The sequence below is a fragment of the Massilia rhizosphaerae genome, from assembly GCF_016093545.1.
Classification (GTDB): Bacteria; Pseudomonadota; Gammaproteobacteria; order Burkholderiales; family Burkholderiaceae_D; genus Telluria; species Telluria rhizosphaerae.
In genome coordinates, this window is record NZ_JADKYX010000016.1 from 102,993 (window position 1) to 122,804 (window position 19,812).

Below are 19,812 nucleotides of genomic sequence, written 5' to 3' on the forward strand. Positions count from 1 at the left end.
CGCCGCGGCGCCGTCGCGCAACATGTGCCGCCCAGCGTGGGCGGCTCAACACATGTGTTGACCGCCGTTGATGGCCAGGTTGGCGCCCGTCATGAAACCGGCGTCTTCCGAAACCAGGTAGGCGACGAGGCCTGCGATCTCGTCCGGTTCGCCCAGGCGGCCTACGGGGATCTGCGGCAGGATCTTGCCGTTCATCACGTCGCTGGGCACGGCCTCGACCATCTTCGTGCGCAGGTAGCCGGGCGAGACGGTGTTCACGGTCACGCCGTGGCGCGCCATTTCCAGCGCCAGCGCCTTCGTGAAGCCGTGCATGCCGGCCTTGGCGGCCGAGTAATTGGTCTGCCCAAAAGCGCCTTGCTGGCCGTTGACGGACGAGATATTGATGATGCGGCCCCAGCGCTGCGCCATCATCGGTTCGATCGCCTGCTTGCTCATGTTGAATACGCTGTCGAGGTCGGCACGCAGGACGGCCTGCCAGTCATCGAGCGCCATCTTGCGCAGGCTGCGGTCGCGCGTGATGCCGGCGTTGTTGACCAGGACGTCGAGCCGGCCCATTTCGGCCAGCAGTTTCTGCATCATCCATTCGCAATCGCCGTAGTCGGTGACGTCGACGCGGTACGTCGTGAAGCGGTATCCTTCGTCCCTCTGGGCGGCCAGCCACGCGTCAGGCGTGCGATTGCCGGGTGAGTAGGTTGCCGCCACGCGGAACCCCTCCGCCTGCAGGCGCCGGCAGATCGCCGTGCCCAGTCCCCCCATCCCTCCAGTCACCAAGGCTACTTTGTTATCGTGCATGGTTTCATCGTCCTGTCATCAACCTGCCGCGCCGGGTGCGCAGCACGAAACACCGAGTCTAGGGCGACGGACAAAGCCGTTCTTGACGAATCGCAAACGGGTAAATATCCGGGCGGGACGCAGTCGTCAGTGGATGATGTCGGGGATGGATGCGGGATCGAAGTCGGCCCAGTCGCCATCCACGATATTGCCCTTGGCCCGTTCGATATGGTGGGCGCCCAGGTCGCGCAGCAGGTCGACGGCGCGCTGTTCCAGGCCGGGGTCGTCGAAGGCGACGGCGACGAGCATGCCGGCCGGGCGGTTTTCCAGCGGCGCGCGGCCGCCCTGTTCGCGCTCGCCCGCGTCCTTCATCTTGGAAAAGCTGAACAGCGAGCCCACGTGGGCGCCGACCAGGCCGCCGACGACGGGGCCCAGCGGTCCGGTGACGGGTGCCGTCATGGCGCCCGCGACGATGCCCACGGCCGCGCCGGCGCCGGCACCCTCGGCCACGCCCGTCGGCGATTCCTTCGCGCCGGGCGAGTGGATATTGTCGCCGCCGATCGGCGTCAGGTCATGCTGGCCGGGCTGGCTGAGGTAGAAGCCGCTGATGCGTTCGCTCGAAAATCCGGCGTCGACCAGGGCGCGGCGCGCCCGCTCGACGTCATCCTGAAGCTGGAAGTGCCCTGCAATGATCGTGGACATGGATGACCTCCTGCGTCGAAAGTACTGCCATCATGCATCCCGCTGGGCTCGCTCTCTGTACGCGAGCGCACGCAGGGGAGCCGCTAGCGCCACTGTCCATAGACCACGCCGTCGTGCTCCGGTTCCGGTTCCGGCTCGGGAAACCAGGCGCGCGGATCCACGCGGTAATACGCCTCGAACTCCGCATAGAGGTCCGGATGGCGCGCCGCCAGCGCGTGCGGCTGCTCGTAGAAGCTTTCCGTGGCCACCGCGAAGAACTCGGCCGGGTTCGTCGCGCCGTAAGGGTCGAGCACGTCGCGCTGGCCCCAGTACGCATCGCGCCGCAGCAGCGCGAAATCGCGCGCCAGCGTCTCCGACCAGCTGCGGTAGCGTTCCGGACTGCCGAGGAAAGGCGCGCCGTTGTTGCTGCCGGATTCGCTGTCGAGCTGGTGGGCGAATTCGTGCAGCACGACGTTGTGCGTGCCTTCGGCCGCGAGGCCCGCGCGGCGCACGTGTTCCCACGACAGCACGACGCGGCCGTCGCCCCACGATTCGCCCAGCAGGTCCTGGCGCGTTTCCGTGACGACGCCGGCCGCATCCTGTTCGCGGCGCGGCACGAGGAAGGCGCCGGGATAGACGAGCACGGCATGCAGGCCCGGGTACACGCGGCTGGGCCGGTTCAGCAGGAGCAGGCAGGCCTGGGCGGCGATCGTCACGCGCATCTCTTCCGTCACCTCGAGTCCCGCGCAGCCGACGAAGGTCTTCTCGTGCAGGAACTGCTTGACGAGGCGCTGCAACTGCGCGCGCAGGTCTTGCGGCATGCCGCGGTATTGCGCGACGTTGCGTTCGATGATGCGCAGCTGGGACGCGGTCAACGGTCGCGCCAGCACGCGGCGCAGGCGCCAGCGCGGGACGAACCAGGCGAGCAGCACGGCGAGCGCCAGCGCGGCGCAGACGAATACGGCTTCCATCGCAGACTCCGGACGGCTGTGTTATTGCGGCGCAGGTGCGGCGGCCGGCGGCGGCGCGAAATAGGCCGCGACCGCGTCCGCGTCACCGATCAGTTTGCCGCCGATGAAGACCTGCGGCCACGTGGCGGCGCCGGAAACGGCGCGCAGCACGCTGGTCGTGATCTTCGCATCCTGCGGGATGTCCGTAAACACGATCCCATTCGCCTTGAGCACGGCCTTGGCGCGCGCGCAGAACGGGCAGCCCGGCTTGGAAAACATCACGACGGGTTCGGGCGGCGCCGCGTCCGGATTGATGTAGCGCAGCATGGTGTCGGCGTCCGACACTTCGAACGGATCGCCCCCCTTGTCCGGCTCGATGAAGATCTTGGCGACGACGCCATCCTTGACGAGCATCGAATAGCGCCACGAGCGCTTGCCGAAGCCGAGGTCGCGCTTGTCGACGAGCAAGCCCATGCCCTCCGCGAAGTCGCCGTTCCCGTCCGGGATCATCGTGATGTTGCCCGCCTCCTGGCCGGCCTGCCACAACTGCATGACGAAGGCGTCGTTGACGGCGATGCAGACGATGTCGTCGACGCCGTTGTCGCGGAAGACGGGCGCCAGCTCGTTGTAGCGCGGCAGGTGTGCCGAGGAACAGGTGGGCGTGAACGCGCCCGGCAAGGCGAATACGACGACGGTCTTGCCTTTGAACAGCTCATCGGTCGTCACGTCGCGCCACTGGTCGTTCGGGCGCGCCTTGAACGTGACCTTGGGCACCGGTTTTCCTTCCAGGGCGTCGGCACTCGGCAGCATGGATTCTCCTCGTTGGGTCAGCGGCCGGGGTGCCGCACCCGGCATATGAGCGCGCTTGCCGCCTTTTCAATTGACGACCTGAAAAAAACAGCGCCACCCGGCCGGTCGGCGGGGTGGCGCTTCGACGGTGACCGCCTCGGGCGGCCACGTCGGTTGACAACGGTGCGCCAGCGCGCTCAGACGCGCTCTTTGGCGACCTGGCTCGGCGGCGGGCCGAACAGTGCGGCGACGAGGGGATCGCGGGTCACCGGGCTGCGGTTGACGCGGATCGCGTAATGGGTGTCGTCGGCCAGGATGTGGAAGTGGCGGCCGGTGCCGGCCATGCTCTGCTCGCGCAGGCCCGGACGCTCCTTGCGCGGGGCGGCGCCTTCGCGCTTGGGCTGGCAGATGGCGCCCAGGAAGGCCTTGACGCGCTCCGGGTCCGGCGAAATGCGGTAGACGGCCTTGCCCAGGTAGGTGGCGGTGCCCTCGATGTAACGAGCCAGTTCGATCACGCCGGCTTCGCGCAGGTCGCGGATGTATTTGCGCGCGCCCGACGGCGAGAACTTGAGGAACCATGCGATTTCATCGGCCAGCATCTCGTGGGTTTGCAGCTCGCCGATCAGCTTTTGCATGTTCTCGATACGGCGCTGCGTGGCCGACGTCGACCGCACCCGCTCGATCGGCGCGAGCGAAATCGGTGCGCGCTCGGTCGGTTGCGGTGGGACGCGTTCGATCAGTGCAGAGTTGCTGGAAGTGTGCACCGCGTTGAGTTCGCCTTGTACCGCATTGTGGTGAGTCGCTGCATGCATATTGGTCTACTCCGTGAAAAGGACTGTGTTCTCGTATGGCCCGGACCGCCGTGTGTCGTGTATGACCACCTGACAACACGCCGGTTCCGCTTAACTGGATACAAGATTGCCTGCCTCATCACGGCTGGTCTGTGCGCCATCCAACATTTCTAAAAATTTCTGGAAGTTATTCATCCTCAAAAGCAAGAGAAACCTGCATCGGTATTGATGAGAGACAAATCCGAAGGACTCAACGGGAACCGGCCGCACAGCGTGAAATCGAAGCGGTATCGATCCTGACCAGGGTACTTCCGACATGACGGACTTGTAATGAAACGGCATAGCCGCGCACGAAGGGCGAAGTTGAACGCAGTAGGCGGCGACTACCGCGCAGTTCGTAACATTCTGAAACAACCCGCAATCATGGCATAAATGACTACGTTGTAAGATCGCCACAACAACCGGCCGTTCGGTGCGCTAACGCACTGACCCCAAAAACGGCCGACTTGTAAGCTTGACATCAACATCACTGTAGGACATGCGATGTCAAGGGCACCGCGACAAACCGTCGCAGGTTTGCCGACGTGCCCTCGAGTACTTTTACAACTTATGGGAGTCACCTGTGAATAATACGAAGAAGATCGCTCTGGCCGCCGCCATCCTGTGCTCCGCCGGAACGGCCCTGGCCCAGGACACCACCGAGGTCATCAATCCGTCGTGGTATATCGCCCCGACCGTGGTCGGCATCAAGCCCGATCACGATTTCCTGACCTCGAAGAAGGACTGGGGCGGCGGCTTACGGTTCGGCAAGGCCGTGCATCCGTTGTGGGATATCCAGTTCGGCGCCACCCAGGCCCGTGTCGACGACAATGGCTACAACTACCGCCAGACCCTCGTCGGCGTCGACGCCCTGTTGATGCTGTCGCGTAAGACCTTCCGTCCGTACCTGCTGGTCGGCGTCGGCGGCGAACGCGACCATGAGAGCAATCCGATCCGTAACGCGTCCGGCTGGTCGCCGTACTACCAGGCCGGCATCGGCTTCCAGGTCAGCATGAACGAACAGTGGTCGCTGCAGGCCGACCTGCGCGACGTGCGCGCCCACCTGCGCGACGACGACAAGTTCGGCTTCTCGCGCGCCAACACCAAGTACGCGACCGTCAGCCTGAACTACGCCTTCAACCCGCCGCCGCGCCCGGCCCCGCCGCCGGCACCGGCGCCGGCGCCCGCACCGGTCGTCGAGACCCCGCCGCCGGCTCCGCCCGCTCCGCCGCCGCCGCCGCCGGCCCGCTTCGAGAAGGTGACCCTGTCGGCCAGCGAACTGTTCGGCTTCGACAAGGCCACCCTCTCGATGCCGCAACCCAAGCTGGACGACATCGCCGCCGCGCTGCAGGCCGATCCGTCGATCACGGACGTGGACATCACCGGCTACACCGACCGCCTGGGCTCGAAGAAGTACAACCAGAAGCTGTCGGAACGCCGCGCCAACGCCGTGCGCGACTACCTGATCAGCAAGGGCGTCGACGGCAACCGCCTGAAAGCCTACGGCAAGGGCGAACAGAACCCGGTCGTCACCGACTGCCACCAGAAGAAGCGCAAGGAGCTGATCGAGTGCCTGGCGCCGAACCGCCGCGTGGAAGTGGAGCCGATCACGATCGAGCGTCGCGTGCAGTAATGGGACGATGCGGGGTTCGCGCCCCGCTGCTCCGGGCGTAGGCCCTCGAACGCGCCTTGACGGGCGCGTTCGTCCTTCTGGAGGTGACACGATGGCAGTACCCAACTGGATTCCGTTCTCCCGCCAGGTCGTCCATGTGATGCGCTGCGCCGTGACCGAATGGCTGAGCCACCGGGCGTCGAGCAAGGGCGCCGCCCTCGCCTTCTACACGCTGTTTTCGCTGGCGCCCATCCTCGTGCTCGTGATCGCGATCGCCGGCTTTTTCTACGGCACCGACGCCGCCCAGGGCCAGTTGCTGGACGAGCTGCGCGGGCTCGTCGGCAAACAGGGCGCGGCGACCATCCAGGCGATCCTGGCCGGCGCCCGCAACAGGGAAAGCGGCAAGCTGGCGACGATGATCGCCACGGGCCTGCTGCTCGTCGGCGCGACGAGCGCGTTCGCCGAACTCAAGGACAGCCTCGACGAAATCTGGGACGTCCCGCCACCGGCGGACGCCACCTGGTGGGATACCGTGCGTACCCGCCTGCTGTCGTTCGGGCTGATCCTCACGCTGGGCCTGCTGCTGATGTTCACGCTCGTCGTGTCGGCCGCGCTGTCCGTGCTGGAAAACTACCTCGGAGGCATGTGGCATTCGGCCACGATCGTCCTCGGCTGGGTGGCGTGGGCCGTCAGCTTCCTCGTCATCGCCGTGATGTTCGGCGCGATCTACAAATTGCTGCCTCGCGTGAAACTGTCGTGGCATGACGTGACCATCGGCGCGCTCGGCACGGCCATCATGTTCACCTTGGGCAAATACCTGATCGGCCTGTACATCGGCAACAGCGGCACGGCGAGCAGCTTCGGCGCGGCCGGCTCGCTGATTGCGCTGCTGCTGTGGGTGTATTACTCGGCGATGATCTTTTTCCTGGGCGCGGAATTCGCCCGCCAGTACGCGCTGCAGATGGGCAGCCTGAAGGACCAGGACGTCCCCGGCGCACCGAAGCCGTCGGCACGGCCGTCGCCCGTGCACTGAACGGCCGTCATTCGCCGAGCAATTCGGCGATGACTTCCATCCCCTCCACGCGCTCGGCCACGACCTTGATCACGACGACGACGGGCACGCCGAGCAGCAAGCCCCACATGCCCCACAGCCAGCCCCAGAACAGCAGGCTGACGAACACGGCGGCCGGATTCATCTTTGCGATCTTGCCCGTCATCCAGGTCGTGACGACCATGCCGACGAGGGTCGCGATCGCCAGCGACGCGCCCGCCACGAGGATCACCATGCGCAGCGATTCGAATTGCAGGAAGGCGACGAGGCCCGTGGCCGACGTGATGAGGAGCGGCCCGAAGTAAGGCATGATGTGCGCGACGCCCGCGAAGATGGCCCACGCGCCGGCGTTTTCCAGGCCGATGGCGCGCAGCGCCGCCCACATCAGCAGGGCCAGCAGCACGTTCGTGACGAGCAGCATGAACATATAGTTCTGGATGGACGTGTTGATGTCCTCGAGGATGTGCACCGTCACCTTTTTTTGCGTCAGCGACGGCCCCGTCAGCTTGACGAGCTTGCGCTTGAACGTGTCGCCCGCCAGCAGCAGGAAGAACACGAGAAACACGACCATCGTGGCCTGCGAGATGAAGCTGGCGAGCCCGACGGACCCGGCCAGCAGCCAGTCCACGACGCGGAAATTGCTGCCGCCGGGCGTCTGCGCGGCCGGCGTCGCGATGCGGCGTGGCGGCGGCGCCCGCTTCGTGCTGCCCGGATTGGCGGCGGCCTGCTCGAGCTCGGCCGCGGCGGCCTGCACCTGCTGGATCGTCGACGGCCCGTCGGAACCGTCCGTGAGGATCCGCGTGACCTTGTGGGTCAGCTTCGGCAGCTCGTCGACGATGTTCAGGAATTCGCCCTGCACCCGCTGCGCCGTCAACGCCATGCCGACGAGGATCAGGGCGGTGACGGCCGTGGCGCCGATGGCGCGCCTGATGTGCCAGCGTTCCAGCCAGCGCACGACGGGACTCAGGGTGTAGGCGATGAAGATGCCGAGCAGGAGCGGCACGAAGAAATTCTTGGCCCACTGCAGGCCGAAGATGAAAGCGACCGTCGCGATCACGCCCAGCGTGACGCCGCGCGCGTTGACGTGAACGGGAAGACGCAGATCGCCGTGGATGGCGCCGAGCTCGTCGCCCGTCGGCGCGCCGGTGGGATTCACGAGGCCGGCATCACGGGCCTCGTCCCCTTCCGCGGCCGCGGCGGCAACCGGAACGATGGGATCAGGTGCCTCGGATGTCGCGGGGCCGGATTGGGCGAGCTGCATGATACCTGCCTGGAAAACAGCCGGTCCCGGGCATCCGCCGGACGGCCTGCCGGCCGGCGGATGCCGCATGGCGCGGCGATCGAACAACCGTCGGGGCGGCCTTCACGCAGGCCGTCCCGATGGCCTTATTTTACGCGGATGTCGTTCTTGACCGACGCCACACCCTTCACGCCACGGGCCACGTCGGCGGCCTTCTCCGCGTCCTGCGGCTGGGCCACGAAGCCCGACAGCTGCACGTCGCCCTTGTAGGTCTCGACATTGATCTCGGTCGCCTTGAGGGTCGGCTCATTGAAGATCGCGGCCTTGACCTTCGCGGTGATGGCGGCGTCGTCGATGTATTCGCCCGTGCTTTCCTTGGTCGGGGTCGACGAGCAGCCGACGACGGTGAAGGCGACGGTGGCGGTGAAGATGGCGGTGGCGATGCGTTTGGTGACGTTCATGGTGAACTCCTCGTGAGTGGTGGTACTGGTTGTGCTCTTGCCGAGCGAAGTGCGGATGGCCCGCTTATTGGTCGAACTGCTTGCCGGACTATTTGCCGAACTCGGTCTTCGCGGCCGAGACGCATTGGTCCTTGGCGTTGCCGGCGAACGCGTCGCATTTCTCCAGCGCGACGCGGTACGCGGCGGCCGCCTTGTCCTCGCGCGCCTCGTTGCGCGCTTCGATGGTTTTCCGGTCGGCCTTCGCGTCCGCCTGCGCGGCGACGAGACGGGCCTTGGCCTGTTCCCGGCACACGTCCTTGTCGTTGCCCGTCAGCCCGTCGCAGCGCGCCTTGTCGAGGTCATAGTTGGCGTCGGCGATGCGCATGCGCGCCCGCGTGTAGGCCTTCAATGTGTCTTCGTACTTCGCCCGCGCTTCCTCCTCGGTACGCACGCGCGCCGCCTTCGCTTCGAGGACGCAGACGTCTTTCGGATTGCCCGTGATGGCGTCGCAGCGGGCGCGCGCCGTCTTGTACTGGGCCGCCGCCGCATCGCGCGCCTGCTGGTAAGCCAGCTTGGCTTCCGGCGTCGCCGCGCGGACATGTCCTGCGGCCCACAACAGGGCCGCGCCCAACAACAGGATGACGTGTGGTGTTCGCATCTCTTCTTCTCCTTGTCGCTACGCTTTTGACGCCTAGATGACGTTTTACTCTGCCGTAACGGCGATTTCTGTTCGCTGACGAACACAGGAAAAAAGATGATGAAGGCGCACGCACGCCCGGCCGCGTGGCGGGGAGGTGGGTGCGTCATCGCACAGACCCGTTACACATGACTGCGTAATCTGGCCCTACATTTTTGCCAGGAGAATAAGTCATGAAAGCTACTCGTACCCTTGCCGCGCTCGTCGCGGCCAGTGCGCTCCTCGGTGGCTGCGCCAGCCAGTCGTCCCAGCCTTCCTACGCCAACAACGGCTACAGCAACGGCTACAGCAACGGCTACGACAATACGGCATCGACGGGCTACGGCACGATCGAATCGATCCAGGTGACCAACGGCGAAGGCCGCACGAGCGGCGCCGGCGCGATCGTCGGCGGCCTCGTCGGCGCACTGGCGGGCAACCAGGTCGGCAGCGGTGGCGGCCGTACCGCGGCCACCGTCGCCGGCGGCGTGGCGGGCGCGGCCATCGGCAACCGCGTGGAAGCGAACCGCAATGGGGAAGCCCAGCAAATGTATTCAGTCAATGTCCGCCTCGACAATGGCGAATACCGCACCATCGTCCAGGACAATGTGTACGACCTGCGGGTGGGCAACCGCGTGCGCATCGTCGACGGTCGCGTGTACCGCTACTGAGCAGCGCGCGCCCGAAAAAAAGCCGGCCCGCGCCGGCTTTTTTTCTTGCTCCTAATGCGGTGCGCCTCACAAAAAAAGACGGCGTCCAATCGAAGATTGCGACGCCGCTCAAGCCCCACCATATTCCTGGAAGCTCGAAAAACCTGCTGCGCGTTGCATTTGCGGTCTGCGATGCTCGCTGTACTCCTCGTACAGCTGCGCTTCTCAACCGCAACTGCGGCCGCTCGCTTACGGTTTTTCGAGGTTCCCTCGTGCGTGCGCCAAGGCATCCGAAAATGCTCCAGTGCATCGATCGGCAGCGATTCACACGCGCGCCGACGCCTTGTCCCTAGTATGCCACTTGCTGCGCGCGTTTGCGCTGCAAATACCAACCGAGCGCGCCCAGGATGACGGCAATGCCCAGTGCCGGTTTGCCGAGCCGGCGCTTGCGGATGAACCCCAGCACGGTCAAGGCATACGGCGCGATCACGGAGATGCTCGTGCCGGTCGGCTTGAGCAGCGCGTCGGCCCGGGTGCGCAGCGCCCAGGTCGCGTGGTCGATGACGGAATGCAGCATCACTTCGGGACGCGCCCCGTGCCGGATCTGGGCGCGCGCGTGGGCGACGCCCGCGCGGTAGAACTCGCCGTCGCGCAGCAGCGCCCGCTTGCGTTCTTCGATCGTCTTGTCCATGGTCGAGATCCTTTCTGCTCACATGAGCATGTCGCGGTCGTTACGCAATTCCTTCATGGTTTCCGGGAACGCCAGCTTGCCCTGCTTGAGCATCGCGAGTCCCTTCATCACGAGGATCAGGGTGATCACGGCGAACACGACGAACATGACCAGCAGGATCTTCCATCCCATTTCTTCCCAGGCCAGGGCCACGATCGTGGCGGTGCCATAGGCCAGCGCGAACCACGTGGCCAGCACGGCCATCGCGAAGATGGCCACGAGTTCGATCACGTGGTTGCGCACTTCCGACAGCTCGAGCGCGGCGAGTTCCAAGCGCGACACCACGAGGCCGAACAGGTTTTTTGCCAGGCCCGTGATCCCACCCAAGAGGCCGGGGCTATGCACGACGGTTTCGTTGTTATCCATGGCTGCCCCCGACCGTGATTATTTGCGGCCCAGAATGACACCCAGCAGCAGGCCGACACCGGCCGCCATGGCCACGGTGCGCCACGGGTTGTCCTTCACATAGACATCGGCCGAATGCGCCAGTTCCTTGCCCTTGACCATGGCTTGATCCTGGTACTTGCCGGCCCTGCCCAGCGCCTGGTCGAGCAGTTCCATGCCCCGTTCGCGCAGTTCGTCGGCCTTGTTGCCCGTGAGGGAAGCGGCCGCGCTCAGCAGCGACTGTGCATCCCGGACGAGTGCCTTCATGTCGCCGGACGTGTCTTTCGCGGCGCCGTTGACGGACGATGCGCTGCCGTTGGCGCGGCTGATGGTATCTAGCATGATGTGCTCCTTGTTATCGGTGGGTCGGTAAAAGTTCAGGCCAGCAGGTCGCGCATGTCGTCGGCGTGCTCTTCCTCGACGGCCAGGATTTCGGTCAGCATGATCTTCGTCGTCGGATCGCTGTCGCCGATGGCCTGGATCATCTGGCGGTACGATTCGATCGCCACGCGCTCGGCGATCAGGTCGGCGCGGATCATGGCCTGCACGTCGTCCGAGTCGTCGTACTCCGCGTGACTGCGCTGGGTCAGCGTGGCCGGGTTGAAGTTCGGCGAGCCGTTCAGCTGCACGATGCGTTCGGCGATGCGGTCGGCGTGGTCCTGCTCCTGCTGCGCGTGCTCGAGGAATTCGGCCTTGATGTGGCCCGTGTTCGGCCCGCAGACCGTGTAGTAGTGGCGCTTGTAGCGCAGCACGCACAGCAGCTCCGTCGCGAGCGCCGCGTTGAGCATGGCGACGACGGCCTCGCGGTCGGCCGCGTAGCCGTCCGTCACGGCGCCGTCCTCGAGATTGGCGGCGGCGCGGCGGATCTCCGCGATGTCGAAGCCGTGCGCCAGGTTGGATGCGTTCTGTTCCATGAATCAGTCCTCGTTTCAGTGGGGTTCAAGCTTCAGCGCTGCGCCGCCCGCGGCGGGATCGTCGCGCCCGCGTTCGACAGCACGATCTCCACGCGGCGGTTCAGCTGGCGGTTGGCGGCCGTGTCGTTCGGTGCGACCGGGAAGGCTTCGCCATAGCCGCGCATGCCGACGCGCGCGCGCGGCACGCCGAGGCTGACCAGGGCCTGGGCCACGGACGCGGCGCGCCGCTCGGACAGGTCCCGGTTGTGGGCCGCGGAGCCCGTGCTGTCGGTAAATCCTTCGACCATCACCGTGCGGTCGGGGTTCTGCAACATGATCTCGGCCAGCTTGCGCACGTTCGCCATGCCGTTCGCGTTCAGTTCCGCGCGGTCGGTGGCGAACAGCACGTCGCCGATCGTCACGACCATGCCGCGGTCCGTCTTCTGCGCGTGCAGGTCGGCGAGCAGCGCTTCCAGGTGCGCCGCGCGGTCGGCCTGCTGGGCGGCCTGCTGCTGTGCCGCGGCGGCCTGGGCCTGCGCATCCTGCGCCTGGGCCTGCGCGTCGGCGGCTTGCGCCTGGGCGGCTTCGGCGTCGCGCTTGGCGCGGTCGGCCTCGGCCGTGCGGGCCTCCAGCTGCACGCGGTCGCGCTCGCGGCCCGCCTTGGCGATCTCGGCTTCGGCCGCCTTCGATTTCGCCATTTCCTGCGCGGTGGCGATGCGCTGCTTGGCGACGTAGGCGAGGCGGTCGATCGTGTCGAGGCTCTCGCGCTGGGCGGCGGCCTGGTTGGCGCGGTCGAGCGCGTCGCCGGCCTGCTTGAATTCGTTCGGCGCGTACGTCGCGACCTGCGGATTGTTGTTGGCCGCGACGAAATCGGCCCGCGCCTCATCCAGCGTGGGCGTCGTGGTCGGAACGGTGCTGCACGCGGCCAGCGCGAGGGCGCCGGCGAATACGATAGCTTTCAGGAAATTCGATGTCATGATCCTTCCTTTCTGCGGTCTGGCGCCTCCTTGTGGGTGGCGCGGTTCTTATCGTCGGATGAGGCGGCGATGCTGCCCTTTAATGCTGGTCGGAATTGGCGCGGTCCACTTCCTGGCGCAGCACGCGCAAGTCTTCGTTGAGCGCGTCGGCCGCGGCCGAGGCCTTGGCCGAATTGGCCTTGCTCTGCGCCAGCTTGGCGTCGGCCTGGGCCTGGATCGCGAGCTCGCGCGCCGTCTTGTAATCCTTCGCGGCCAGTGCCTGGTTGGCGCGCATCATCTTGTCGCGCGCGGCGTTGATCTCGGCCGGCGCCAGCTCGGGCGCACCGGCCGACACGGCGTTCTCGACGGCATTGTGCGAAACCGCGACGGCAGCCGTGGCCGGAGTCTTCTCCGGGCTGGCGCACGCGGCCAGCGAAAGTACTGCGGCGGCTGCGCCGACCCGCATCAGCAGGTTCATCGATTTCGTATCCATCTTGGGACTCCTGTTTTTGAATAGTGTTGGTAACGTTATAACCCTCCAGCCCGCCGAGATCGGTTCGCTGGCGCACATAGACGCCGCCCCGGGCCCTCTACGGCCGGGTCACGGTGCGGCACCGCACATTGACGTGCAGACCTTTACGATAACCTGCATTCAACCTAGGAGGAAGGCCATGACTGCCCAACAGCCCACGCACGGCGCGCACCTGCCGCGCCCGATGAAAATCACGCTCGGCATCGTCGGCGTGCTGGTCGCGATCCCCGTCATCGCCATCGTCATCCTGCTCACGTTCGACTGGAACCGCATCAAGCCCTGGCTCGACGACAAGGTCAGCGACGCCATCGAGCGCCCGTTCGCCATCCGCGGCAACCTCGCGGTGCATTGGGAACAGCCGTCGAAAAGCATACCGAAAGGCCAGCGCACGTGGCGCGACTACATCCCGTGGCCGCACCTGTACGCGGACGACGTCCACGTCGGCAACCCGGCCGGACTGCCCCAGCGCGACATGGCGAGCGTGCGCCGGTTCTCGTTCTCGCTCGATCCGTTCGGCCTGCTGACCCACACCATCCACGTGCCCGTGCTGCGCTTCGACGGCCCGCAGGCCGAACTGCTGCGCACGGACGCCACGCACTACAACTGGGTCTACAAGCCCGAGGAAAAGAAATCGAAGTGGACGCTCGACCTCGAGCGCGTCGTGCTGAACAAGGGCACGATCCGCGTCATCGACGCCGTCACCAAGGCCGACGTCACGGCCGACATCGACACGATCGCGAACGACCCGACCTATGGCATCGCCTGGACCTTGCGCGGCGAGTACAACGGCGCGCCCGTGGGCGGCGGCGGCAAGGCGGGCGCCGTGCTGTCGCTGCGCAACCAGGACGAGCCCTTCCCCGTCCAGGCCGACGTGCATTCGGCCAATACGCGCATCGCCGTCGAAGGAACGGTCACGCGTCCGGCCCACCTGGCCGGCATCGACCTCAAGCTCACCCTGGCGGCGCCGTCGATGGCGCGGCTGTACCCGTTCACGGGCGTGCTGCTGCCGGAAACGCCCGCGTTCTCGACCGACGGCCACCTGACGGGCCAGCTGGGCAAGGGAAACAGCCGCTGGGTCTACGACAAATTCAAGGGCAAGGTCGGCGAGTCCGACATCGCGGGGCACCTCGAATTCACGACGGGCAAGCCGCGCAACAAGCTGACCGGCAACGTCGTCTCGCACCAGCTGCGCTTTGCCGACCTCGGTCCGCTGATCGGCGCCGACTCCAACGCCAGCAAGCGGGCGCGCGGCGTCGCGGCGGTGCAGCCGGAAGGCAAGGCGCTCCCCGTCGAGAAATTCCATACGGAGCGCTGGAAGGTGCTGGACGCCGACGTGCGCTTCACGGCCGACCGCATCGTCAAGGACAAGGACCTGCCGATCAGCAAGCTGCAAAGCCACCTCGTGATGAACGACGGCGTGCTCACGCTGCAGCCTCTCGATTTCGCCATGGCCGGCGGCAACGTCAACTCGAACATCAAGCTCGACGGCAGCAACGCGAACGAGCCGATCAAGGCCACGGCCGACGTGAAGGCCCACGAGATCCATATCAAGGAATTGTTCCCGCAGATCGAAAAGATGCAGGCGACGGTCGGCTCGATCTACGGCGAGGCGAAGCTGACCGCGACGGGCGATTCCGTCGGCGCCATGCTGGCCAACTCGAACGGCGAAGTAAAAGGCCTCATCAGCCAGGGCGTCGTCAGCAAGCTGCTGCTGGAAGAAGCGGGGCTGAACGTCGGCAACGTCATCATCACGAAGCTGTTCGGCGACAAGCAAGTCCAGCTGAACTGCCTCGCCGCCGACCTCGGCGTGAAGGACGGCGTGGCGCAGACCCGCACCTTCGTGCTCGACACGGACGACGCGATCGTCGACATCAACGGCTGGGTCAATATGTCGACCGAGCGGCTGGACCTGCGCATCAAGCCGGAAACGAAGGGGCTGCGCATCTTTACGTTGCGCACGCCGTTCTACGTGCGCGGCACGTTCAAGCATCCGGACCTGTCGCTCGACAAGAAAGTGCTGGCGCTGAAAGGCGGCGCGGCGGCCGCGCTGGCCGTGATCGCGGCACCGGCCGCGGCCCTGCTGCCGCTGATCAACACCGGCCCCGGCAAGGACAGCCCGTGCAACGCCCTGCTGGCCCAGGCGGGCGCGAAACCGGTGGCGCCGCCGCCGGGCAAAAGCGCAAAGCGCTGAGGCCGGCACAGTGTTATTTGTCGTACAGAGCGCTATGCGATCGACATGTAATCTGAAGTCATGGTAAGGCCGGTGGCGTTCCCGGACGAGATCGACGCCGACACAGCGTGAGGGGCGTGAGACCGGTCTGACATGAGCGGCGCCTCGAGTAAGCAACCCACCTAAGGAGATCATCATGAAAACCATCAAGCAGATCATCGTGACCGCATCGCTGGCAACCGTGGCCCTGGGCCTCTCCGGCTGCGCCGGCATGTCGACGCAAGACCGTAACACCGCCATCGGCGCCGGCGCCGGCGCCGTGCTCGGCGGCGCGCTGACGGGCGGCAGCGCGGCCGGCACGGTCGGCGGCGCTGCCGTGGGCGGCGTGATCGGCAACCAGGTCAAGTCGACGCACTGAGCGCGCTTGGCTCGCATCAACGACGCCCCGCATGCCGGGGCGTTTTTTCGGCGTCCGCGACCTGCGCGTCAGACGAGCTCCGGCGCCCCCACGCCCGCCCCGGCCTCGCGCACGATCTCGTAGCAGGTGCACGCCGCGGCGGCCAGGCCTTCCGGATCGAGTATCTCGATATTGCCCCGGCTGTAGTTGATGAGCCCCTGCTGCTGCAACGCGCTGGCGGCCTTGGTGACGCCCACGCGGCGCACGCCCAGCGCGTGGGCGAGGAATTCGTGGGTCAGGTGGAATTTTTCGGATTGCAGGCGGTCGCGCGTGATGAGCAGCGAGCGCGCCAGCCGCGCTTCCAGCACGTGGTAGCGGCTGCACACGGCGATCTGGATGGCCTGGGCCAGCAGCGAATCGGTATAGCGGTACAGCACGCGCTGCAGCGCCGGATTGCGGGCGAATTCGGCGCGCAGGCGGTCGGCCTCGATGCGGCTCGCGCTGCCGGCACGCTGGACGACGGCACGCACCTGGGTCGTGTCATGGCCGAGGGCCACGGTGGCGCCGAGCATGCCTTCGCGCCCGATCAGGCCGACTTCGAGCGTCATGCGGCCTTCGGCCACGGCCATGAGGGAGATCAGGCAATCGTGCGGAAAATAGATGTGGCGGAGGGTGTCGCCGGGTTCGCACAGGACCGCGCCGACGTCCACCCTGACCTGGTCGAGCGCCGGCAGCATCCGGGCCAGTTCCTGCGGCGGCAGCGCGGCCAGCAGCAGGTTGGCGTTGTGCTCGGCGACCAGGGGTGGAGCGGCTGAATTCATCGGACCCTCGCGGTTGGACTTCATCGGTTCACACGGTGGCTGAGGTTCGAAAACGAAACAGCGGTATTTACACCGTCCGGAAACATTTGCAAACAACTTTCGGTCAGCCTAACGGCCACGCCAGGGCAAGTATGTACGGTGACGCACGGAACGTGGTGTTGTTGCCAGGGACAATGGAAACGTACCGGACTCAGGGGCTTGCGGCCCCGCAGCGTCCCCACAGACACCGGAAAGGATAGCCATGGACACCCATCCCAACCCGCCCGCACGGGCCAGGCAACACCCCCTCCTGATCGTCGCCGCCATCGCGGTGATCCTGTTCTGCGCCATCGGCACGGCGGCCATCATGGGCTGGCTGCCGTCGTCGACCGGCGGCAACCGCGGCCACTTGAGCGACGCCGACCGCGCCGCCCTGTCGGCCGGCCTGCAACAGCCGGGCCAGCCGGGCTACGCGGCAGCGCCCGCGCCGCTCGCGAGCCAGCCGCAGCCGGCGCCGGGCGTTGCCCAGCCGTATACGGCGCCGGGCGCCGCGTACGGCGCCAGCGGCAGCCAGGGCTCCACCGCGTCCGGCTACGCCCCTGCCCCGCAGTACGCGCCGGCCGAACCGGTGCCGGCGCACAGGTCGCATCAATCGACCCGGGTCGCGTCGAACGACACGCACAGCAACTGGTGCGGCAATTGCGGCAACATCGAATCGATCCGCCAGATCAAGACGCGCGCCCAGGGCAGCGGCGTGGGCGCGGCCGGCGGCGCCATCCTCGGCGGCCTGCTCGGCAACCAGCTGGGCGGCGGCCACGGGCGGCAACTGGCCACCGTCGCGGGCGCGGTGGGCGGCGCCGTCGTCGGCAACCAGGTCGAGGGCAATATGAAGGCCGACGTCAGCTACGAGATCCGCGTCCGCCTGGACGACGGCAGCCTGCGCACCTTCCACCAGCACAGCGTGCCGCCGTGGCGCACGGGCGACCGCGTGCGCATCGTCAAGGGCGCGCTGCATTCCGCCTGAATCGCAATGCGTTTGTAACGAGACCGGGGCCGCAGCCCCGGTTTTGTTTTGCGCCGCCGCGTGCTATGTTGAATACGGGCGCGGCCGCGCTTCGTTCCCATGCGCAAAGCATGAATGTCATGCTGCGCGCATCGCGCCGCACCTTGTACGATCGCTCACTAAGTTTTCTTTTTCGCAATGTGCGCCAGCGCACGGAGCAGTTTGCCTGCGCACATAAGAATCGGCTTCATACGGCAGAGAACACTCAAGCGAAAGGACGCAAGATGAACAGCCTGGCATGGATCGGCATCATTCTTTGGGGACTTCTGCTGACGGGCTTCGGCCTGGCCAGCGCGGGCGCGGCGCCGCAGGGGGCGGACATGGCGGCCCAGGACGTGTTTTTCCTGATCACGGGCGGGCTGTTGACGTGCCTGATCGGCTTTCTGGGCCTGGTCGGCTTCATGGGGTGGATCCCGGGCCTGCACAAGGAACAAAAAGGCGCGACGTAATGCGCCGTAGAGATGCGCGCTAATGTACGGCATCGTACGGAGTGCAGGGCTTGTTGGTTCGATACTGGAAACGCGGCGCCCCGATTGCCGTCAACCATGAGGACACTATCATGCTCTACACAATTGCCGTCATACTCATCATTCTGTGGCTGCTCGGTCTGGTAACCTCCTACACCGTCGGCGGGTTCATCCATATCCTGCTCGTCGTCGCCGTGATCATGATCCTGGTCCGCCTGATCAGTGGCCGAGGCATATAGCATCATCACCGAGGCACGCACCGGCGTGCCGATCCGCAGTCTTCCGCGGACCTGACCGATCCGTTTCGCGGTCGTGCCCACTGCCACGGGTGCGACTACGAAACGGATATTTTTTGAAGGAGTCCACCATGAAAACAACCCTGATCCGTTCGACCCTGTGCGCCACCGCCTTCGCCGTGGCCGCCACCGGCTGCGCCGACATGAACCAGACCCAGCGCGGCACCGCCACCGGCGCCGGCATCGGCGCGGGCCTGGGCGCAATCCTCGGCGCGTCGACGGGCGGCGGCGGTTCCGGCCGGGCCACGCGCGGCGCGATCCTGGGCGCGGCGGCGGGCGCCGTCGCCGGCAACGTCTGGTCGCGCCACATGGAACAGCAGCGCCAGGCGATGGAACAGGCCACGCGCGGCACGGGCGTCCAGGTGTCGCAGACGGCCGACAACCGCCTCAAGCTCGAGATCCCGAGCGACGTCTCGTTCGACACCAACCGCTCCGACATCAAGCCGAATTTCCGCCCCATCCTCGACCGCTTCGCCCAGACGCTGAACGAGAATCCGGCCACCAACGTGACGATCATCGGCCACACGGACAACACCGGCGGCGACGCGATCAACCAGCCGCTGTCGCTGGACCGCGCCGCCCACACGCGCGACTACCTGGCGGCGCGCGGCGTGAATCCGGCCCGCATCACGGTCGAAGGCCGCGCCGCGCGCGAGCCGATCGCCTCCAACGACGACCCGGCGGGCCGCGCGCGCAACCGCCGCGTCGAGATCTTCGTCAGCGAACCGGCCCGCCAGGGCTGAGTAGCCGGGCGCGCGGGCGCGCGCCGGCGTGGGCGACGCACGGTGTATCCTCGGACAAGGCCAACCACAGGAGATGCCATGTCCAGCGACACCGTGCGCATCGTCCGCGAGGAAATCCTCTCGGACCACTTTCTGCCCCTGAAAAACGTCACCTATGCGCAGCGCCGCCATGACGGCGACCTGCAGGTTCAATCGCACGAGGTCTACGACAACGCGGACGGCGCCGCCGTGCTGCTGTACAACCGCGCGCACCGCTCCGTCGTGCTGACCCGCCAGTTCCGCGTCGGCGCCCGGCTCGCGGGCCACGACGGCTTCCTGCTCGAAGCGGCGGCCGGCATGCTGGACGGCACCGATCCGGCCACGCGCGCGCTGGCCGAGGCGCGCGAGGAAACCGGCTACGACGTCGACCGCGTGCAGAGCGCGCTGCAACTGTACGTCAGCCCGGCCTCGACGACGGAACGCGTCCATTTGTTCGTCGCGGAGTATGATCATGAACGGCGCTGCGGCGACGGCGGCGGCAAGCGCGAGGAAGGCGAAGACATCGAGGTCGTGGAACTGGATTTCGACGACGCCCTCGCCATGATCGAAACGGGCGACATCGTCGACGCCAAGACCGTGCTGCTGCTGATGCACCTGGAGCGCAAGGTGCTGGGGCGGCACGGCGAGGCATCGTGATTCGCCTTCGCTTTCG

At 66.4% G+C, this 19,812-nt stretch carries 25 protein-coding genes; 10 read left to right on the top strand and 15 right to left on the bottom strand.

Annotated elements, in window-relative coordinates:
* Positions 1–45: 45 nt before the first annotated feature.
* The 5 genes from phbB to ISF28_RS21445 all read right to left on the bottom strand — a co-directional run bounded on the left by phbB (position 46) and on the right by ISF28_RS21445 (position 4,003).
* The gene (phbB, locus tag ISF28_RS21425) at positions 46–792 is read right to left on the bottom strand and encodes an acetoacetyl-CoA reductase (RefSeq protein ID WP_198119210.1); all 747 of its coding nucleotides are present in this window, start codon (positions 790–792) and stop codon (positions 46–48) included.
* 126 nt (positions 793–918) lie between these two features.
* On the bottom strand, positions 919–1,473 hold the full coding sequence (locus tag ISF28_RS21430; RefSeq protein WP_198119211.1) for a hypothetical protein: 555 nt from the start codon (positions 1,471–1,473) through the stop codon (positions 919–921).
* Between the two features lie 83 nt (positions 1,474–1,556).
* Positions 1,557–2,423, bottom strand: a complete 867-nt coding sequence (locus ISF28_RS21435; protein ID WP_198119212.1) for a M90 family metallopeptidase — start codon at positions 2,421–2,423, stop codon at positions 1,557–1,559.
* A 21-nt stretch (positions 2,424–2,444) separates the two neighbouring features.
* Positions 2,445–3,212 carry a glutathione peroxidase gene (locus ISF28_RS21440; protein ID WP_198119213.1) on the bottom strand — a complete coding sequence of 256 codons (768 nt, stop codon included), beginning with the start codon at positions 3,210–3,212 and terminating at the stop codon, positions 2,445–2,447.
* A 176-nt stretch (positions 3,213–3,388) separates the two neighbouring features.
* On the bottom strand, positions 3,389–4,003 hold the full coding sequence (locus ISF28_RS21445; protein ID WP_198119214.1) for a winged helix-turn-helix domain-containing protein: 615 nt from the start codon (positions 4,001–4,003) through the stop codon (positions 3,389–3,391).
* Between the two features lie 601 nt (positions 4,004–4,604).
* On the opposite strand from ISF28_RS21445, the gene ISF28_RS21450 reads away from it, so the two are divergent.
* Complete coding sequence (locus ISF28_RS21450; RefSeq protein ID WP_198119215.1) at positions 4,605–5,654, top strand: OmpA family protein; 1,050 nt, start codon at positions 4,605–4,607, stop codon at positions 5,652–5,654.
* A 91-nt stretch (positions 5,655–5,745) separates the two neighbouring features.
* Positions 5,746–6,666 carry a YihY/virulence factor BrkB family protein gene (locus tag ISF28_RS21455; protein WP_198119216.1) on the top strand — a complete coding sequence of 307 codons (921 nt, stop codon included), beginning with the start codon at positions 5,746–5,748 and terminating at the stop codon, positions 6,664–6,666.
* Between the two features lie 7 nt (positions 6,667–6,673).
* Here ISF28_RS21455 and ISF28_RS21460 read toward each other — a convergent pair whose 3' ends face one another.
* The 3 genes from ISF28_RS21460 to ISF28_RS21470 form a co-directional block, all read right to left on the bottom strand.
* Complete coding sequence (locus tag ISF28_RS21460; RefSeq protein WP_198119217.1) at positions 6,674–7,945, bottom strand: AI-2E family transporter; 1,272 nt, start codon at positions 7,943–7,945, stop codon at positions 6,674–6,676.
* Between the two features lie 125 nt (positions 7,946–8,070).
* Positions 8,071–8,385, bottom strand: a complete 315-nt coding sequence (locus tag ISF28_RS21465) for a BON domain-containing protein (protein ID WP_198119218.1) — start codon at positions 8,383–8,385, stop codon at positions 8,071–8,073.
* Positions 8,386–8,473: 88 nt separating this feature from the next.
* Positions 8,474–9,022 carry a hypothetical protein gene (locus tag ISF28_RS21470; protein WP_198119219.1) on the bottom strand — a complete coding sequence of 183 codons (549 nt, stop codon included), beginning with the start codon at positions 9,020–9,022 and terminating at the stop codon, positions 8,474–8,476.
* A 212-nt stretch (positions 9,023–9,234) separates the two neighbouring features.
* Between ISF28_RS21470 and ISF28_RS21475 the strand changes: the two genes are divergently transcribed.
* Positions 9,235–9,711, top strand: coding sequence for an outer membrane lipoprotein (locus tag ISF28_RS21475; RefSeq protein WP_198119220.1), 477 nt, complete (start codon positions 9,235–9,237; stop codon positions 9,709–9,711).
* A gap of 328 nt (positions 9,712–10,039) precedes the next feature.
* Here the strand turns inward: ISF28_RS21475 and ISF28_RS21480 are convergent, their stop codons facing one another.
* From ISF28_RS21480 to ISF28_RS21505, 6 genes are all read right to left on the bottom strand, one after another.
* Positions 10,040–10,381, bottom strand: a complete 342-nt coding sequence (locus tag ISF28_RS21480; RefSeq protein ID WP_198119221.1) for a hypothetical protein — start codon at positions 10,379–10,381, stop codon at positions 10,040–10,042.
* 18 nt (positions 10,382–10,399) lie between these two features.
* Positions 10,400–10,786: a phage holin family protein gene (locus ISF28_RS21485; protein ID WP_198119222.1), complete on the bottom strand. Its 387-nt coding sequence runs from the start codon at positions 10,784–10,786 to the stop codon at positions 10,400–10,402.
* Between the two features lie 18 nt (positions 10,787–10,804).
* Positions 10,805–11,071 carry an ElaB/YgaM/YqjD family protein gene (locus tag ISF28_RS21490; RefSeq protein ID WP_229519274.1) on the bottom strand — a complete coding sequence of 89 codons (267 nt, stop codon included), beginning with the start codon at positions 11,069–11,071 and terminating at the stop codon, positions 10,805–10,807.
* Positions 11,072–11,181: 110 nt separating this feature from the next.
* The gene (locus ISF28_RS21495; protein ID WP_198119224.1) at positions 11,182–11,718 is read right to left on the bottom strand and encodes a ferritin-like domain-containing protein; all 537 of its coding nucleotides are present in this window, start codon (positions 11,716–11,718) and stop codon (positions 11,182–11,184) included.
* Positions 11,719–11,750: 32 nt separating this feature from the next.
* On the bottom strand, positions 11,751–12,674 hold the full coding sequence (locus tag ISF28_RS21500) for an OmpA family protein (protein ID WP_198119225.1): 924 nt from the start codon (positions 12,672–12,674) through the stop codon (positions 11,751–11,753).
* Between the two features lie 79 nt (positions 12,675–12,753).
* On the bottom strand, positions 12,754–13,146 hold the full coding sequence (locus ISF28_RS21505; RefSeq protein ID WP_229519262.1) for a DUF4398 domain-containing protein: 393 nt from the start codon (positions 13,144–13,146) through the stop codon (positions 12,754–12,756).
* Positions 13,147–13,324: 178 nt separating this feature from the next.
* Between ISF28_RS21505 and ISF28_RS21510 the strand changes: the two genes are divergently transcribed.
* Complete coding sequence (locus tag ISF28_RS21510; RefSeq protein ID WP_198119226.1) at positions 13,325–15,376, top strand: AsmA family protein; 2,052 nt, start codon at positions 13,325–13,327, stop codon at positions 15,374–15,376.
* Between the two features lie 175 nt (positions 15,377–15,551).
* Positions 15,552–15,773, top strand: coding sequence for a YMGG-like glycine zipper-containing protein (locus ISF28_RS21515; protein WP_198119227.1), 222 nt, complete (start codon positions 15,552–15,554; stop codon positions 15,771–15,773).
* Between the two features lie 68 nt (positions 15,774–15,841).
* Here ISF28_RS21515 and ISF28_RS21520 read toward each other — a convergent pair whose 3' ends face one another.
* Positions 15,842–16,573 (bottom strand): Crp/Fnr family transcriptional regulator, encoded by a 732-nt coding sequence (locus ISF28_RS21520; protein WP_198119228.1) that lies wholly within the window; start codon positions 16,571–16,573, stop codon positions 15,842–15,844.
* 241 nt (positions 16,574–16,814) lie between these two features.
* Here ISF28_RS21520 and ISF28_RS21525 point away from each other — a divergent pair, with 241 nt between their 5' ends.
* The 5 genes from ISF28_RS21525 (at position 16,815) to ISF28_RS21545 (ending at position 19,796) form a co-directional block, all read left to right on the top strand.
* Entirely contained in the window at positions 16,815–17,576 is a 762-nt protein-coding gene (locus ISF28_RS21525; RefSeq protein WP_198119229.1) for a glycine zipper 2TM domain-containing protein, read from the top strand.
* A 110-nt stretch (positions 17,577–17,686) separates the two neighbouring features.
* Positions 17,687–18,064 (top strand): hypothetical protein, encoded by a 378-nt coding sequence (locus ISF28_RS30630; protein WP_229519263.1) that lies wholly within the window; start codon positions 17,687–17,689, stop codon positions 18,062–18,064.
* Positions 18,065–18,174: 110 nt separating this feature from the next.
* A complete protein-coding gene (locus ISF28_RS21535) occupies positions 18,175–18,321 on the top strand; it encodes a lmo0937 family membrane protein (protein ID WP_105378160.1) in 147 nt (48 codons plus the stop codon).
* A gap of 128 nt (positions 18,322–18,449) precedes the next feature.
* A complete protein-coding gene (locus ISF28_RS21540) occupies positions 18,450–19,121 on the top strand; it encodes a YiaD family glycine zipper/OmpA-like lipoprotein (RefSeq protein WP_198119230.1) in 672 nt (223 codons plus the stop codon).
* A gap of 78 nt (positions 19,122–19,199) precedes the next feature.
* A complete protein-coding gene (locus ISF28_RS21545; RefSeq protein WP_198119231.1) occupies positions 19,200–19,796 on the top strand; it encodes an NUDIX domain-containing protein in 597 nt (198 codons plus the stop codon).
* The last annotated feature ends 16 nt before the right edge of the window (positions 19,797–19,812 follow it).

What these genes read in the sequence shown, in the direction of transcription:
- phbB (WP_198119210.1), bottom strand. Translation starts at nt 792, where the DNA reads ATGCACGATAACAAAGTAGCCTTGGTGACTGGAGGGATGGGGGGACTG.
- ISF28_RS21430 (WP_198119211.1), bottom strand. Translation starts at nt 1,473, where the DNA reads ATGTCCACGATCATTGCAGGGCACTTCCAGCTTCAGGATGACGTCGAG.
- ISF28_RS21435 (WP_198119212.1), bottom strand. Translation starts at nt 2,423, where the DNA reads ATGGAAGCCGTATTCGTCTGCGCCGCGCTGGCGCTCGCCGTGCTGCTC.
- ISF28_RS21440 (WP_198119213.1), bottom strand. Translation starts at nt 3,212, where the DNA reads ATGCTGCCGAGTGCCGACGCCCTGGAAGGAAAACCGGTGCCCAAGGTC.
- ISF28_RS21445 (WP_198119214.1), bottom strand. Translation starts at nt 4,003, where the DNA reads ATGCATGCAGCGACTCACCACAATGCGGTACAAGGCGAACTCAACGCG.
- ISF28_RS21455 (WP_198119216.1), top strand. Translation starts at nt 5,746, where the DNA reads ATGGCAGTACCCAACTGGATTCCGTTCTCCCGCCAGGTCGTCCATGTG.
- ISF28_RS21460 (WP_198119217.1), bottom strand. Translation starts at nt 7,945, where the DNA reads ATGCAGCTCGCCCAATCCGGCCCCGCGACATCCGAGGCACCTGATCCC.
- ISF28_RS21465 (WP_198119218.1), bottom strand. Translation starts at nt 8,385, where the DNA reads ATGAACGTCACCAAACGCATCGCCACCGCCATCTTCACCGCCACCGTC.
- ISF28_RS21470 (WP_198119219.1), bottom strand. Translation starts at nt 9,022, where the DNA reads ATGCGAACACCACACGTCATCCTGTTGTTGGGCGCGGCCCTGTTGTGG.
- ISF28_RS21475 (WP_198119220.1), top strand. Translation starts at nt 9,235, where the DNA reads ATGAAAGCTACTCGTACCCTTGCCGCGCTCGTCGCGGCCAGTGCGCTC.
- ISF28_RS21480 (WP_198119221.1), bottom strand. Translation starts at nt 10,381, where the DNA reads ATGGACAAGACGATCGAAGAACGCAAGCGGGCGCTGCTGCGCGACGGC.
- ISF28_RS21485 (WP_198119222.1), bottom strand. Translation starts at nt 10,786, where the DNA reads ATGGATAACAACGAAACCGTCGTGCATAGCCCCGGCCTCTTGGGTGGG.
- ISF28_RS21490 (WP_229519274.1), bottom strand. Translation starts at nt 11,071, where the DNA reads ATGAAGGCACTCGTCCGGGATGCACAGTCGCTGCTGAGCGCGGCCGCT.
- ISF28_RS21495 (WP_198119224.1), bottom strand. Translation starts at nt 11,718, where the DNA reads ATGGAACAGAACGCATCCAACCTGGCGCACGGCTTCGACATCGCGGAG.
- ISF28_RS21500 (WP_198119225.1), bottom strand. Translation starts at nt 12,674, where the DNA reads ATGACATCGAATTTCCTGAAAGCTATCGTATTCGCCGGCGCCCTCGCG.
- ISF28_RS21505 (WP_229519262.1), bottom strand. Translation starts at nt 13,146, where the DNA reads ATGGATACGAAATCGATGAACCTGCTGATGCGGGTCGGCGCAGCCGCC.
- ISF28_RS21510 (WP_198119226.1), top strand. Translation starts at nt 13,325, where the DNA reads ATGACTGCCCAACAGCCCACGCACGGCGCGCACCTGCCGCGCCCGATG.
- ISF28_RS21515 (WP_198119227.1), top strand. Translation starts at nt 15,552, where the DNA reads ATGAAAACCATCAAGCAGATCATCGTGACCGCATCGCTGGCAACCGTG.
- ISF28_RS21520 (WP_198119228.1), bottom strand. Translation starts at nt 16,573, where the DNA reads ATGAATTCAGCCGCTCCACCCCTGGTCGCCGAGCACAACGCCAACCTG.
- ISF28_RS21525 (WP_198119229.1), top strand. Translation starts at nt 16,815, where the DNA reads ATGGACACCCATCCCAACCCGCCCGCACGGGCCAGGCAACACCCCCTC.
- ISF28_RS30630 (WP_229519263.1), top strand. Translation starts at nt 17,687, where the DNA reads ATGAATGTCATGCTGCGCGCATCGCGCCGCACCTTGTACGATCGCTCA.
- ISF28_RS21535 (WP_105378160.1), top strand. Translation starts at nt 18,175, where the DNA reads ATGCTCTACACAATTGCCGTCATACTCATCATTCTGTGGCTGCTCGGT.
- ISF28_RS21540 (WP_198119230.1), top strand. Translation starts at nt 18,450, where the DNA reads ATGAAAACAACCCTGATCCGTTCGACCCTGTGCGCCACCGCCTTCGCC.
- ISF28_RS21545 (WP_198119231.1), top strand. Translation starts at nt 19,200, where the DNA reads ATGTCCAGCGACACCGTGCGCATCGTCCGCGAGGAAATCCTCTCGGAC.